Raw genomic sequence first — 12,713 nt, 5'->3', positions numbered from 1 at the left:
CTTGATCCGTCGCAATCAGTGTTCGTTTCGAAGCAACAGAAGCAACGCAGCAACGGTCATCGCGACGCCGACCAGCACCAATCCTGTCGGAGCCCCGTGACCCAGTATGATCTCCCAGCAAATCACCCAACTGGGCACCAGATAGGTATAGGCCATGACCTTGGCGCTGGGCAGCTTCATGGTCGCAAATTGCAACAGAACAAAGGTGGCCGCTGAGGCAAAGATCGCCAGATAAAATGCGGTGATCCAAACGATCCCCGGCAACGCGACCCAATCGGTGGCGCGGATGTCAGACCAGCCGTAAACTAGCAGAATGACAAAACCGGCGATCAACATGCCAAAGGTGAACACCACGGGATGCTCGCCGCGATTGAGCTTGCGCACCATGGGCGTATAGATCGCATGCGCCATGCAGCCCCAGAAATAGTAGATTTCCCCCTGCCCGACACGAAACTGCAGAAACGCGGCCCAGTCGGCACGAAAAATCACCCAAAGCGCCCCTGCCGCGCCAATAGACAATGCCACCGCCATTCGGGCAGTCAAAATCTGGCGCAACAGCAGATATCCGAACCCGGCGGACATGAGGGGAGTCAGAGTGAACACCGCCGCCGTGCTGATGGGTGCAGCCGTTTTGAGACCTTCGAACATCAAAACAAAGTAGGCTGCAAACAGCCCGCCCAGCACCAGATAGCGCCAGGGCGCACGCCAGGCATCGCGGGGCAAGCCTTTGGTTGCCAGCGCGGCCACCCCAATGACAACCGCCGCAATCAGAAACCGCAGAGCGTTCAGCGCCGCGGGGGCAATTTCATTTGCCGTCATTGAGCCGAGCGAGAACGACCCGGCCACCAGCGCCGAAAACAGCAGCATGGCCAAATGGCCGCGCGCAAGTGCGTTCATGAACAGACCCAGTCAGCCGCCGCGCGGTCTTTGAGGAAGTTCACAAAGGCCTGCACTTTGGTGGTGCGGTGCAGATCGACATGCGTGACCAGCCACAATTCGCCGCTCCATTCGTCCAGCGCCGGCATCACTTCTTGCAGTTCGGGATGGTCATGCGACACCCACAACGGCAAGAAACCAATGCCTGCCCCGGCAATCACCGCTTGTTCGGTTGCGATAGCGTCCATCGTACGAAAGACGATTTGCTCGGGCTTCAGATTGTCCTTCATCCAGGTCAGAAACGGCGCGCGCAGGCGGGTCTCATCCGGCCCGACAAAGCGATGCCCGGCCAGATCATCCGCGCCCGAAGGTTTGCCGTGACGTTCAATATAAGACGGACTGGCAAATAGGCCCAACCGCAAGCGCCCCAAAGATTGCACGACATTGTCCAGCTCTTGCGGCTTGGGGCCCGCGCGAAGGGCGACATGCGCCTCGCCGTATTCCAAGCGGAAAAGTCGCGCGCCGGTAAGGTAACGCACAATGACTTCCGGGTATTCCGCCTGAAAATCCGTCATGATCGGAGCCAGCAATCGAGCCATGGATTCCAACGAAGTGACAACCAGCTCGCCCGAAACCGCATCGCCGCTACCTTTGATACGACCTTCAAGCTGACTGAACTGATCGTCGGTCGCCTTGGCGACCAACAACAGATCCTCACCCGCTTCGGTCGCGGTATAGCCGCGCGCATGGCGTTGAAACAGTTTCACGCCCAGCTTGCCCTCAAGTGCATCGATGTGACGAATGACTGTCGCGTGATGCACGCCTAGAACATCCGCAGCACCGCTGACTGTGCCCATACGCGCGACCTGAAAAGCTGTTCGTACTTCGTCCCAGTTATCCATCACTCACCCCTATGCCCCTCTCTGTGCAAATACTCACAATAGATGCGCAATTATCGCGATTGTGTTCAATTTCGCAATATCTATTTCTGTTGGGAAACACCAAACCCAAGGAAACCCCATGACCCACACTGTATTGCACATTAATGCCTCTGCCCGCTCCGAAGGCTCTGTCTCGCGGATCAAATCTGCCGAACTGGTCGCCGCCCAGAATGCCGACACGGTTGTAGCCCGCGATCTGGCGGATGGCCTGCCCTTCCTGGATCCCATCTGGGTGCAATCTACGTTCATCGCACCCGACGAAAGAGACGCCGCGCAAGCTAAGGCGCTTGAGCTTTCCGATAAACTGGTTGCGGAGCTTCAAAATGCGGACACGATTGTGATCGGCACCGCGATGTACAACTTTTCAATCCCGGCTGTTCTGAAAGCCTGGATCGATCAGATCAGCCGCGCAGGCGTCACCTTTGCCTATACCGAAAATGGTCCCAAGGGCCTATTGGAAGGTAAAAAGGCGATTATCACCATCGCCAGCGGCGGCACACCTTTGGGGTCGGGTTATGATTTTGCCAGCGACTATCTGCGCTTTGCTTTGGGCTTTGTCGGGATCACGGATGTGACCATCCTGGACAAAGACGGCAACACGGCTGACGCCAAAGCGGCCTGAGGATCAGACAGGCCCGCCCCGCGCGGGCCTTGTCACCTAGTCGAGATCAAGCCACTCGACGGTCACGCCCAATTTCTCGAACAATGTGTCCAGCGCGGCCACGGGCAATCCGAGGGTCCGGTCATTGACCAGCGGGTGCATATAGACCCGATCAGCGCCAAGTGCAGCACGATCCATGAAAAATCGCACCCCCATATCGACGCCTGTAACCATGGCCAGCGGGCTGACGGCGCCTGGGCGAATACCCAAATGCTGCATCAATCGATCCGCCGATCCAAAGGACAGGTTCCCAACGCCCAGCTTTGCGCCCAGCGCCTTGAGATCAATCTCGCGGTCCTGTTGCAACGTCACCAGGTAGTTGCGTTTTTTCTTGTCGCGAAGATACAGGTTCTTAAGGCGAAACCCATTCTCTCCGTCGATCACAAAAGCATCTTCGACGGTCTTCGATTCTGCCACGGTGCGCAGCGGCACGTGATCGTGGCGGGTGTATGAAAGCCCCCAGCCGTCAAGCCGTTCCAACAAGGCATCTGAGCTGACAGGCAGGCTGTCCTGATAGGCGGATGAGGCGTCCATGATGTGTCCTTTTTTGTCCTTGTTTACCTCATGCCGCGAGATGCGGACCGCTTCAAGGGCTTTGACTTGACTCTGCGCGCGACCGGGTCTAAATCCCCCCTCAATTCCGGAAGTCTGTCAAAACTTCCGGTCCCATGGCCATTTGGCCGGGATCGCCCCCCGTCAGCGCGTTGCGCCCACGGGGGACATTGGCGTTTGGGCGGTTCGTGCTTAGGTTCGGGCCATATGGAAACGGTGATTAGGAGCCGATGAGCGATGTTTGAGAATCTAAGCGAACGCCTGTCTGGTGTCTTTGACCGTCTGACCAAACAGGGCGCGCTGTCTGACGATGATGTCAAAACCGCCCTTCGCGAAGTGCGCGTGGCATTGCTTGAGGCGGACGTCTCGCTGCCGGTGGCCCGCGATTTTGTCAAAGCGGTTCAGGAAAAAGCCACCGGTCAGTCCGTCACCAAATCGGTGACCCCCGGCCAGCAGGTTGTCAAAATCGTTCATGACGAATTGCAACATGTTCTGGCAGGCGACGACGATCAGCGCGGCGAGTTGAAAATTGATAACGCCCCTGCCCCGATCCTGATGGTCGGCCTGCAAGGCTCGGGTAAGACCACCACCACTGGTAAGCTGGCCAAACGCCTGACGGAAAAAAACGGCAAGCGCGTGCTGATGGCCTCGCTGGACATCTATCGTCCGGCGGCGATGCAGCAGTTGCAAATTCTGGGCACCCAGATTGGCGTCGACACATTGCCCATCGTGGCCGGTGAAAACGCCGTTCAGATCGCCAAACGCGCCAAACAACAGGCCACTTTGGGTGGCTATGACGTCTATATGCTCGATACTGCGGGTCGTTTGCAGATCGACGAGACCCTCATGCAAGAGGTCGAAGACGTGCGCGATGCGGTGAACCCGCGCGAAACCTTGTTGGTCGTTGATGGCCTGACCGGCCAGGTCGCCGTCGAAGTTGCCGAAGAGTTCGACGGCAAGATCGGCATCTCGGGCGTGGTTCTGACCCGTATGGACGGTGATGGTCGTGGCGGTGCGGCGTTGTCGATGCGCGCGGTCACAGGCAAGCCGATCAAATTCGTCGGTCTTGGCGAAAAGATGGACGCGCTGGAAACCTTTGAACCCGAGCGTGTCGCTGGCCGTATCCTTGGCATGGGCGACATTGTTGCGCTGGTCGAGAAGGCGCAGGAAAGCATTGAGGCCGAACAGGCCGAACGCATGATGAAACGGTTCCAAAAGGGCCGCTTCAACATGAACGACATGAAAATGCAGCTTGAGCAGATGATCAAGATGGGCGGCATGGAAGGTGTCATGGGCATGATGCCGGGCATGGGCAAGATGGCCAAACAGGTTCAGGACGCGGGCTTTGACGACAAAGTCATGCTGCGCCAGATCGCCATGATCCAGTCGATGACCAAGATGGAGCGCGCCAACCCACAGATCCTGCAAGCCAGCCGCAAAAAACGGATTGCCCAGGGATCGGGCATGGAAGTGTCTGACCTTAACAAGCTTCTGAAGATGCAGCGCCAGATGGGCGACATGATGAAGAAGATGGGCAAGATGGGCAAAGGCGGCATGCTCAAACAAGCCATGAAAGGCATGGTTGGCAAAGGCGGCGACCCGATGGCGGGTATGGACCCGTCAGCCATGGACCCCAAAGCGTTGGAACAAGCCGCCAAGGCAATGGGCGGCAAAATGCCCGGCGGTCTGCCCGGTTTGGGCGGTGGCGGCGGATTGCCTCCGGGCCTCAGCGGTTTTGGGAAAAAGAAATAACCCGATGACCGCCACGTTCACCATCCCAACGCTCGAAACCGAGCGTCTTATCCTTCGCGCCCCGCGTGAAGAAGATATGGCGTCCGAGATCGCGTTTTTTCAAACCGAAGCCTCGCATTTTGTGGGTGGCCCGAAAAAACCGCACGAAACATGGCGGTTGATGGCGACGGTGGTTGGGCATTGGGCGTTGCGCGGGTTTGGGTTCTGGGCTTTGGAAGCCAAAGACAGTGGTACGTATCTGGGCCGCGTTGGCCTTTGGTATCCACACGGATGGTTTGAGCGCGAAGTTGGCTGGACCCTGATGCCAACGGCGACAGGCAAAGGCTATGCCACCGAGGCAGCCGTGGCAGCACGCGTGCACGCCTATGACATTCTGGGCTGGGACACGGCGATTTCACAGATTGATCCGGTCAATGAACCCTCCAAGGGCGTGGCCCGCCGATTGGGCGCGCGTTTTGAGCAGATGTATGATGATCCGGCTTATGGCCAGATTGAAATCTGGCGTCACCCGGCACCCGATGAGCTGGAAAATGGCGGCATGGAGGCCTACGCGTAATGGCAACTCAAAACATCCCCGTCATCGAGACGCAGCGCCTGATCCTGCGCGGCCCCGAGCCCGAGGATTATCCAAACTTCAAGGCAACCTTTGCCTCGTACCGCTCGCGTTTTATGGGTGGTCCGCTAAATGCATATGAAACATGGATGCTCTATGCGGCTGAAATTGGCCACTGGAACATTCGCGGCTATGGCATGTGGATGATCCACGACAAGGTCACAGACGAGACCTATGGCATGGCCGGTGGCTGGATGCCCGCGCAATGGCCGGAAAAGGAAATCGCCTGGATCATCTGGCCGGATAAGGCCGGGCATGGCTACGCACTTGAGGCAGCACATGCGGCGCGCAAGTATTTCTATTCTCAGCTCGGCTGGGAGGGTGCGGTGTCTTACCTTGACCCCAAGAACCTCGACTCGATCCGTCTCGCGGAGCGGTTGGGTGCCAAGCACGACAAAAGCGCGGGCTCTGTGGATGGCAACGACGTTGTTTATCGCCACCCAAGTGCCGCGCAACTGGCCGACAGCCAGATCAACCACGGCATCGAAATGGAAATCAGCCACTATGCTGATCCGATGTTCAAGCCGAAAGGATGGGCCCTTGACTGATGCAGTGACCCGCGCCGCAGAGGTGCTGAAAGAACACCGCGAAAGCATCGATCGTTTGGATGCGATCCTGGTTTATACATTGGGTGAGCGGTTCAAGCACACCCAGGCTGTAGGCAAGTTAAAAGCAGAGCACGACCTGCCCGCATCCGACCCCGACCGCGAAGCCAAACAGATCGCGCGTCTTGAAGACATGGCGGAACAGGCCAACCTGGACCCTGAATTTGCCAAGAAATTCCTGAACTTCATCATTGATGAGGTCATCAGGCACCACAAGAAACACCAGTGAGTATTGCTGGTTAAGACACCACAGGAATGACGGGGCAGTGCCCCTCAATTAGCTTAGGAACAGGAGATACAAACCATGGCTATGAAAATTCGTCTCGCCCGCGGCGGCTCAAAAAAGCGTCCTTTTTATCGCGTTGTTGCGGCTGACAGCCGTATGCCTCGCGATGGCCGTTTCATCGAAAAGCTTGGCACATATAACCCGCTTTTGCCAAAAGACAGCGAAGAGCGCGTGAAACTGGACATGGAACGTGTTCAGTACTGGCTCGACCAAGGCGCTCAGCCTTCGGATCGTGTTGCACGTTTCCTCGAAGCGTCGGGCACTCTGGCCAAAACCGAGCGCGCCAACCCGCAGAAAGCCGAGCCTGGCCAGAAAGCAAAAGACCGCGCTGAAGAAAAAGCTGCTAAGGCCGCTGAAGCTGCTGAAGCTCCGGCAGAAGCACCTGCTGAAGAAGCCGCAGCAGAAGAATAAGAAAAGTTGGTGGGTGCAGTTCGGGTCTCCGGGCTGTGACACGACTTGTCTCAAATCAAGACCAATACGGGGCGCTCAGGATCGGGCGCCCCGTTGCCTTTCGGGGCCCGGATCAAAGCAGACTGCGTCAAATGCATTGCTTTGCGGCACAAGTGCTTGCCCTTCGGCGGCGTATGAACGAAAATAATGACGTAAGAAGAGCTGGGAAATTCGAATGACGGAAATGGTCTGTGTTGGTGCTGTTGCGGGAGCCTATGGTGTCCGCGGAGAAGTGCGGCTCAAAAGCTTTACGGCTGAATCCGAGGCCATCGCCGACTATGCCCCTTTGTCGACCGAAGACGGAACCCAGGAGTTCACAGTCACCCTGACGCGCGCCATCAAGAACGGGATCGTTGCCCGCCTGTCCGGTGTCTCAAGCAAGGAACAGGCAGATGCTTTGAAGGGTCAAAAACTCTATGCTCCGCGCGACAGACTGCCCTCGCTTCCGGATGACGAATACTATTATGCCGATCTGGTTGGCGTTGAAGTGCGCGACACAGGCGGCAATGTTCTTGGCCACGTGGCCTCTGTCCAGAACCACGGCGCTGCTGACCTTTTGGAAATCACCGGACCGGGATTAAAGGCAACGGTTTTGTTGCCCTTCACCCATGCTTCGGTGCCGACTGTGGATCTTGAAGCTGGCCGTATCATTGCCGATCCGCCGGACGGGTTGTTCTGAATGGCAAGGATGGTCATACACGCGGGTTTTCACAAAACCGGCACGACAAGTGTGCAAAAAATGCTTGGGCAGAACAGGCGGCGCCTGAGCGAACACGCCGATATTTTTCTACGCAAGAATATGACACCCGTCTGTGAAGCGGCCCGGACCTATTCGGCCACCCGTGCTTCTGAAGATTTGATCCATTTCACCTATGAACTCGGAAAATTCCTTGAACAGATAAAAGACGCGCCGGACCGCCAGATTTGCATCAGCTCCGAAGACCTTGCCGGGCACATGCCCGGGCGCCGCAGCCTGCAAACTTATGCGGCAACACCCATTCTGATGAAGGCCTTTGTTCACACCGTAGAAAAAACCATGCCCACCCCACCGGAGATGATTTTCTATTTCTCAACCCGCGCGGCAGATGCATGGCTCAAGAGTTGCTATGGTCAACATCTTGGCGTTGTGCGCCTGTCTATGGATCTGGAAGAATACAAGCACGCCTACGCAGAGTCCGCGCGATTGGATCGGATTATCGACAAAGTCCGTCTTGCAGTCGCACCGCATCGCGTGGAGTTCCGAGCCTTGGAAACCACTCAGGACACGCCGCTTGGTCCGCTGACGCCATTGCTTGATCTGCTTGAAATCCCGGCGGAAACCCGAAGCAAACTGTTGCCCTTGCCGCCGGCAAATGTCGCCCTGCCAGATGCACTTCAGGCTGAATACCTGCGCATCAATAAAAGCGATCTGGATATGGAAGCGGTCAGGCTTGCCAAGAAAGATGCCCATCAACAATGGCGCAAGGCGTGTCGGACAGAACAGGCATAGCGGCCTGACTCCAGGGCTTGTCTGAGCAGGAAATGCTGGACCTCGAAGACATTTTCAGCGACATGACATCACGCACAGTTTGATGATGAAAGAAAGCCACGTGTCAGAAAAATCCCGCTCACATGGGCGCAAATCCATTTCGGTTTCGCTGAAGCCGCGCGAATTGATGACCCACAATCCGCAGCTCGCCGGGGTCTGGACCGCACGTATCATTACGCTTTTCCCCCAGGCCTTTCCCGGCGTTCTGGGCGAAAGCCTGACGGGCAAGGCTTTGAAGGATGGCAAATGGCAGATGGAAACCACCGATCTGCGCCCCTTTGGTGACGGCAAACATCGCAATGTGGATGACACGCCAGCAGGGGGTGGCGCCGGTATGGTATTGCGCGCCGACGTGTTGGGCAATGCCATCGACCACACCTTGCGTGGCGTGCGCGGCAAGTGCCCGATGGTCTATCTGTCCCCGCGCGGTAAACGGTTTGATCAGGCGATGGCGCGATCCTGGGCGCAATGCGATGGCATCACCATGCTGTGTGGACGCTTTGAGGGTGTCGATCAGCGGGTGCTGGATCACTACAATATTCAAGAGGTGTCATTGGGCGACTTTGTCCTGACCGGTGGTGAGATCGCTGCGCAGGCGATGATCGATGCGACCGTGCGGCTGTTGCCGGATGTCCTGGGCAATGCCGACAGTATCGAGGACGAAAGCCACTCAAACGGGTTGTTGGAACACCCCCAGTACACCCGCCCGGCTGAATGGATGGGTCACGCGATACCTGACATCCTGATGTCGGGCCATCACGGTAAAATCGCCGAGTGGCGCAAGGAAATGGCCCAGGATCTGACCCGAGAGCGCCGCCCGGATATGTGGGAGGCTTATGCCCGCAAAATGGGCCTCAAATCCGAAGCTGACCCAGAGTAAACCGGAATTCGTTGCGAACCGGCCCAAAGCCATGTTTAAATCACTCAGACATGTTTCGTTAATGGGAGAATGGCAGTGGCCGGTAAATTTGAACTCTACACCGATAAAGCAGGTGAATTCCGTTTCCGTCTAAAGGCAGGCAATGGCGAAATTATCCTCGCCAGCGAAGGCTATAAGCAACGCGCGAGCGCCGAAAACGGTATTGAGTCCGTTAAGAAAAACGCCCCTGATGATGCGCGCTATGAGCGCAAAGAAACCAAGGCGGGCAAGCAGATGTTCAACCTCAAGGCCACCAATGGTCAGGTAATTGGCGCATCCGAAAGCTATGAAAGCACCTCGGGCCGCGACAACGGTATCGCGTCTGTCATGAAGAACGCGCCAGACGCAGAAACCAAAGACCTGACCTGAAAACTGGCTGTCCAATGATTACAACGAACGGGCGCATGTAAATTGCGCCCGTTCGTATTCGAATCCCCTTGCCAAGCAGGCAAACCTTGCCTAAAAGCCGCCCATTCCTGATCGGTTTCTGCCGACTCGGGCGTTTTTGGTGTTTGTGCCAATTGTTGCAATGAGTTTTCTTCTGCTCTGCGCGACTATGGCAAAAGCAAACTCAGGAACATTCTAAGTAAAGACGACCTGACCTCTGGCGGGCGCCCACTGTTTAACATGGCGGACCCGGACGAAGACCAAGAGCAATGAGGCGCGCAAATCTTCGTGGAATAACCACGGGCAAAATAAGGAGCGTTTCAGATGAACCTGATCGCACAGATCGAGGCGGAACAAATTGCCGCCCTGGGGAAAGACATCCCCGACTTCAAAGCCGGTGACACCATCCGTGTCGGCTATAAAGTGACCGAAGGCTCGCGTTCGCGGGTTCAGAACTACGAAGGCGTTTGCATCGCCCGTAACAACGGCAAAGGCATTGCCGGTTCGTTCACTGTTCGCAAGATTTCCTTTGGCGAAGGTGTGGAACGTAACTTCCCACTGTTCTCGACCAACATCGACAGCATCACTGTTGTGCGTCGTGGTCGCGTGCGCCGCGCCAAACTGTACTATCTGCGTGCACGTCGTGGTAAATCCGCACGTATCGCAGAAGACACCAACTACAAGCCCAAGTCGGCCTAAGGAGCGGTATCATGAAAAAAGACACCCATCCCGAATACCACACAATCGAAGTCAAACTGACCGATGGCACAGCGTATCAGATGCGCTCGACATGGGGCAAAGAAGGCGACACAATGCAACTCGACATCGACCCAACCGTGCACCCTGCATGGACCGGCGGCACATCGCGCCTGCTGGATGCTGGCGGTCGTGTATCGAAGTTCAAAAAGAAATACGAAGGTCTGGGTTTCTAAGCACCCCTTCTTGTTTTCAAAAGAAACGCCGTTCTGGAAACAGAGCGGCGTTTTTCGTTTGGGGGCACCGATTGAGCCCGACACCAATATGCCAGCACCTTGGGCTTTGGTTCAAATTCACACTTCTCAACACCGCAAAGTTGGTTATCGTTCCAGAGTATGAAAAACACATTCGAGCACGACCCGCACCGACCGGCCGAAATCGCCACCTTGATGGAAACTGTTGGGGTCGCCAAGGCTGCGATGCCGGCGCAACAAATGATGGTGTTGGCGTTGCTTGCTGGCGCATTCATCGGTTTTGGCGCTGCGGCCTACACAATGGTGATGACGGGTGTTGATACATCATTTGGCCCTGCGCGCATGCTCGGGGGCGTCATTTTCTCTTTGGGATTGATCCTCGTTATTGTTGGTGGAGCGGAGCTGTTTACTGGCAATGCTCTGATGGTCATGGCCGCGGTGGAACGAAAGATCTCGTTAAAGCAGTTGTTTCGAAATTGGGCGATTGTCTATGTTGGCAACCTGATTGGCGCAGTGGGTCTTGCCGTCGCTTTTGGGTTTTCGGGCGTGCTTGATGCCCCGATGGGGGCGACGGCGGTCAAGTTTGCCGAAGCGAAAGCCAACCTGCCTCTGCAAGAAGCATTTGTACGTGGGGCATTGTGCAACGCGCTGGTTTGCCTTGCGGTCTGGTTGACGTTTGCAGCCCGCACTGTGACCGGGAAAATCTTTGCGATGCTGTGGCCCATTACGGGGTTTGTTTTGCTTGGCCTCGAACATTCGGTCGCGAATATGTTCTTCTTTCCACAGGGCTGGGCGGCAGGTGCGGATGTCTCTGCAAGCGATGCGGTCATGAACCTGATCGTCGTGACATTGGGCAATATCGTCGGCGGGGCTGGTGGTGTCGCGCTGGCTTATCGTTTTGCCTATCTTGGGTCGAACAAAGCCTGAGCCATCTGGTTCACACCAAAACTGGTCTGTCTGTCTATCTCAAACCGCAACAGGCGCCGCTGGATGTCCGCCACGGCGCCCCCGCATCAGGATCAGAAACATGATGCCGATGTTCAGGAAGTTCCAGATGATGCCGTTCCAGAACGCCAGTTGATAGCTGCCGGACACGTCGTAAATCCAACCCGACATCCATCCGCCCAGCGCCATGCCCATGATGGTCGCCATCATCACAAAGCCAACCCGGGCTCCGGCCTCGCGCGCAGGCATGTATTCGCGCACGATCACCGCATAGGCCGGAACGATGCCACCTTGTGCCAGCCCAAAGATCATGCTGATCACATAAAGCGGCACAAGCGCATCGAACGGCAGATATAAAAACAGCGCGATACATTGCAGGACAGAGCCAATCAGCAAGGTGATCACCCCACCCACCTTGTCGGTCACCAGTCCCGAGATCAGGCGCGACACCACACCCCCAAGCAACATCAGCGCCAGCATCTCGGCTCCTACGGCGGGGCCATAGCCAAGGTCAACGCAGAACGACACGATATGGACCTGCGGCATCGACATGGCGACACAACAGCCAACCCCCGCCAGCCCCAACATCCATTGCAACGCTGTTGGCGAAAAGGCCTTTCCCCGGTTCACCGGGCCTGTGGCCAAAACCGCCTCACCATCTAAGGGCGCGCGTTTCCTCAACAAAAAGGCCAGCGGCACCACAATGGCGACGGTCAGGGCCGCCAGCACCAGATAGACGCTGCGCCAACCATAGTCGCTCAGAATACCACTTAGCAGGATGGGCCAGATCGCGCCGGACAGATAGTTCCCACTGGCCGCAATCGCCACCGCGATACCGCGCCGCCGTTGGAACCACAGCGAAATGTCAGCAATCAACGGCCCAAACCCGGCAGCTGTGCCGAACCCAAGGAAAAAGTGCAGGCCCGAGACCACCATAAAGGAGCCACTGGCCGCGATCAGAACGTAACTGACCGCCGCCAGCAAAGCCGCGGCAATCAGCGACCAGGCCACGCCGAACCGATCAACAGCACGGCCAATCACCAGATTGCCCAGCGCAAAGCCAATCATGGTAAATGTATAAGGCATCGAGGCATCCGCCCGATCGATACCAAATTCATTCTGCACTGATGGCATCACCACGATGACCGCCCACATGCCGACATTAACGACCACAGCAATCGCCAGCGTCACGCCAAGGCGTGTCCACGAATAGCGGCTGTCCAGATGAGTGTCCTGTTCCATTCGGGT

At 56.7% G+C, this 12,713-nt stretch carries 17 protein-coding genes; 13 read left to right on the top strand and 4 right to left on the bottom strand.

Annotated elements, in window-relative coordinates; genetic code table 11:
* Positions 1-15: 15 nt before the first annotated feature.
* Complete coding sequence (locus tag BUC32_RS10315; RefSeq protein WP_073252272.1) at positions 16-897, bottom strand: DMT family transporter; 882 nt, start codon at positions 895-897, stop codon at positions 16-18.
* A complete protein-coding gene (locus BUC32_RS10310) occupies positions 894-1,778 on the bottom strand; it encodes a LysR family transcriptional regulator (RefSeq protein ID WP_073252270.1) in 885 nt (294 codons plus the stop codon). The genes BUC32_RS10315 and BUC32_RS10310 overlap by 4 nt, the downstream gene beginning before the upstream one ends.
* Positions 1,779-1,896: 118 nt before the next feature.
* On the opposite strand from BUC32_RS10310, the gene BUC32_RS10305 reads away from it, so the two are divergent.
* Complete coding sequence (locus BUC32_RS10305) at positions 1,897-2,439, top strand: FMN-dependent NADH-azoreductase (protein ID WP_073252268.1); 543 nt, start codon at positions 1,897-1,899, stop codon at positions 2,437-2,439.
* Positions 2,440-2,475: 36 nt separating this feature from the next.
* Here the strand turns inward: BUC32_RS10305 and BUC32_RS10300 are convergent, their stop codons facing one another.
* Positions 2,476-3,012: a prolyl-tRNA synthetase associated domain-containing protein gene (locus BUC32_RS10300; protein ID WP_073252266.1), complete on the bottom strand. Its 537-nt coding sequence runs from the start codon at positions 3,010-3,012 to the stop codon at positions 2,476-2,478.
* A 255-nt stretch (positions 3,013-3,267) separates the two neighbouring features.
* On the opposite strand from BUC32_RS10300, the gene ffh reads away from it, so the two are divergent.
* From ffh to BUC32_RS10240, 12 genes are all read left to right on the top strand, one after another.
* The gene (ffh, locus tag BUC32_RS10295) at positions 3,268-4,782 is read left to right on the top strand and encodes a signal recognition particle protein (RefSeq protein WP_073252264.1); all 1,515 of its coding nucleotides are present in this window, start codon (positions 3,268-3,270) and stop codon (positions 4,780-4,782) included.
* A gap of 4 nt (positions 4,783-4,786) precedes the next feature.
* Entirely contained in the window at positions 4,787-5,338 is a 552-nt protein-coding gene (locus BUC32_RS10290; RefSeq protein ID WP_073252262.1) for a GNAT family N-acetyltransferase, read from the top strand.
* On the top strand, positions 5,338-5,943 hold the full coding sequence (locus BUC32_RS10285; protein WP_073252260.1) for a GNAT family N-acetyltransferase: 606 nt from the start codon (positions 5,338-5,340) through the stop codon (positions 5,941-5,943). Before BUC32_RS10290 ends, BUC32_RS10285 begins: the two co-directional genes overlap by 1 nt.
* Positions 5,936-6,229 carry a chorismate mutase gene (locus tag BUC32_RS10280; protein ID WP_073252258.1) on the top strand — a complete coding sequence of 98 codons (294 nt, stop codon included), beginning with the start codon at positions 5,936-5,938 and terminating at the stop codon, positions 6,227-6,229. The genes BUC32_RS10285 and BUC32_RS10280 overlap by 8 nt, the downstream gene beginning before the upstream one ends.
* A 75-nt stretch (positions 6,230-6,304) precedes the next feature.
* Complete coding sequence (rpsP, locus tag BUC32_RS10275; RefSeq protein WP_073252256.1) at positions 6,305-6,697, top strand: 30S ribosomal protein S16; 393 nt, start codon at positions 6,305-6,307, stop codon at positions 6,695-6,697.
* Positions 6,698-6,911: 214 nt separating this feature from the next.
* Positions 6,912-7,415: a ribosome maturation factor RimM gene (gene rimM / locus BUC32_RS10270; protein ID WP_073252254.1), complete on the top strand. Its 504-nt coding sequence runs from the start codon at positions 6,912-6,914 to the stop codon at positions 7,413-7,415.
* Complete coding sequence (locus tag BUC32_RS10265) at positions 7,416-8,225, top strand: hypothetical protein (protein ID WP_073252252.1); 810 nt, start codon at positions 7,416-7,418, stop codon at positions 8,223-8,225. It abuts the gene before it with no gap.
* Positions 8,226-8,310: 85 nt separating this feature from the next.
* Positions 8,311-9,144 (top strand): tRNA (guanosine(37)-N1)-methyltransferase TrmD, encoded by an 834-nt coding sequence (trmD, locus tag BUC32_RS10260; RefSeq protein WP_407695247.1) that lies wholly within the window; start codon positions 8,311-8,313, stop codon positions 9,142-9,144.
* A 69-nt stretch (positions 9,145-9,213) separates the two neighbouring features.
* Positions 9,214-9,552 carry a YegP family protein gene (locus tag BUC32_RS10255; protein WP_456114553.1) on the top strand — a complete coding sequence of 113 codons (339 nt, stop codon included), beginning with the start codon at positions 9,214-9,216 and terminating at the stop codon, positions 9,550-9,552.
* A gap of 342 nt (positions 9,553-9,894) precedes the next feature.
* A complete protein-coding gene (gene rplS / locus BUC32_RS10250) occupies positions 9,895-10,269 on the top strand; it encodes a 50S ribosomal protein L19 (protein ID WP_073252250.1) in 375 nt (124 codons plus the stop codon).
* A gap of 11 nt (positions 10,270-10,280) precedes the next feature.
* A complete protein-coding gene (gene rpmE / locus BUC32_RS10245; RefSeq protein ID WP_073252248.1) occupies positions 10,281-10,502 on the top strand; it encodes a 50S ribosomal protein L31 in 222 nt (73 codons plus the stop codon).
* Positions 10,503-10,661: 159 nt separating this feature from the next.
* On the top strand, positions 10,662-11,447 hold the full coding sequence (locus tag BUC32_RS10240; protein ID WP_073252246.1) for a formate/nitrite transporter family protein: 786 nt from the start codon (positions 10,662-10,664) through the stop codon (positions 11,445-11,447).
* 39 nt (positions 11,448-11,486) lie between these two features.
* Here BUC32_RS10240 and BUC32_RS10235 read toward each other — a convergent pair whose 3' ends face one another.
* The gene (locus BUC32_RS10235) at positions 11,487-12,707 is read right to left on the bottom strand and encodes an MFS transporter (protein ID WP_073252244.1); all 1,221 of its coding nucleotides are present in this window, start codon (positions 12,705-12,707) and stop codon (positions 11,487-11,489) included.
* Between the last annotated feature and the right edge of the window lie 6 nt (positions 12,708-12,713).

Origin of the sequence: Shimia gijangensis, assembly GCF_900142085.1 — a bacterium.
Classification (GTDB): Bacteria; Pseudomonadota; Alphaproteobacteria; order Rhodobacterales; family Rhodobacteraceae; genus Shimia; species Shimia gijangensis.
This window is presented reverse-complemented; position numbering and strand designations above follow the sequence as displayed.

Excerpts from the sequence above, each read along its gene's own strand:
- BUC32_RS10265 (WP_073252252.1), top strand. The coding sequence starts at position 7,416 with ATGGCAAGGATGGTCATACACGCGGGTTTTCACAAAACCGGCACGACA.
- BUC32_RS10305 (WP_073252268.1), top strand. The coding sequence starts at position 1,897 with ATGACCCACACTGTATTGCACATTAATGCCTCTGCCCGCTCCGAAGGC.
- BUC32_RS10290 (WP_073252262.1), top strand. The coding sequence starts at position 4,787 with ATGACCGCCACGTTCACCATCCCAACGCTCGAAACCGAGCGTCTTATC.
- BUC32_RS10315 (WP_073252272.1), bottom strand. The coding sequence starts at position 897 with ATGAACGCACTTGCGCGCGGCCATTTGGCCATGCTGCTGTTTTCGGCG.
- BUC32_RS10310 (WP_073252270.1), bottom strand. The coding sequence starts at position 1,778 with ATGGATAACTGGGACGAAGTACGAACAGCTTTTCAGGTCGCGCGTATG.
- BUC32_RS10300 (WP_073252266.1), bottom strand. The coding sequence starts at position 3,012 with ATGGACGCCTCATCCGCCTATCAGGACAGCCTGCCTGTCAGCTCAGAT.
- trmD (WP_407695247.1), top strand. The coding sequence starts at position 8,311 with ATGAAAGAAAGCCACGTGTCAGAAAAATCCCGCTCACATGGGCGCAAA.
- rpmE (WP_073252248.1), top strand. The coding sequence starts at position 10,281 with ATGAAAAAAGACACCCATCCCGAATACCACACAATCGAAGTCAAACTG.
- BUC32_RS10285 (WP_073252260.1), top strand. The coding sequence starts at position 5,338 with ATGGCAACTCAAAACATCCCCGTCATCGAGACGCAGCGCCTGATCCTG.
- rpsP (WP_073252256.1), top strand. The coding sequence starts at position 6,305 with ATGGCTATGAAAATTCGTCTCGCCCGCGGCGGCTCAAAAAAGCGTCCT.
- rimM (WP_073252254.1), top strand. The coding sequence starts at position 6,912 with ATGACGGAAATGGTCTGTGTTGGTGCTGTTGCGGGAGCCTATGGTGTC.
- BUC32_RS10255 (WP_456114553.1), top strand. The coding sequence starts at position 9,214 with ATGGCAGTGGCCGGTAAATTTGAACTCTACACCGATAAAGCAGGTGAA.
- BUC32_RS10235 (WP_073252244.1), bottom strand. The coding sequence starts at position 12,707 with ATGGAACAGGACACTCATCTGGACAGCCGCTATTCGTGGACACGCCTT.
- ffh (WP_073252264.1), top strand. The coding sequence starts at position 3,268 with ATGTTTGAGAATCTAAGCGAACGCCTGTCTGGTGTCTTTGACCGTCTG.
- BUC32_RS10240 (WP_073252246.1), top strand. The coding sequence starts at position 10,662 with ATGAAAAACACATTCGAGCACGACCCGCACCGACCGGCCGAAATCGCC.
- rplS (WP_073252250.1), top strand. The coding sequence starts at position 9,895 with ATGAACCTGATCGCACAGATCGAGGCGGAACAAATTGCCGCCCTGGGG.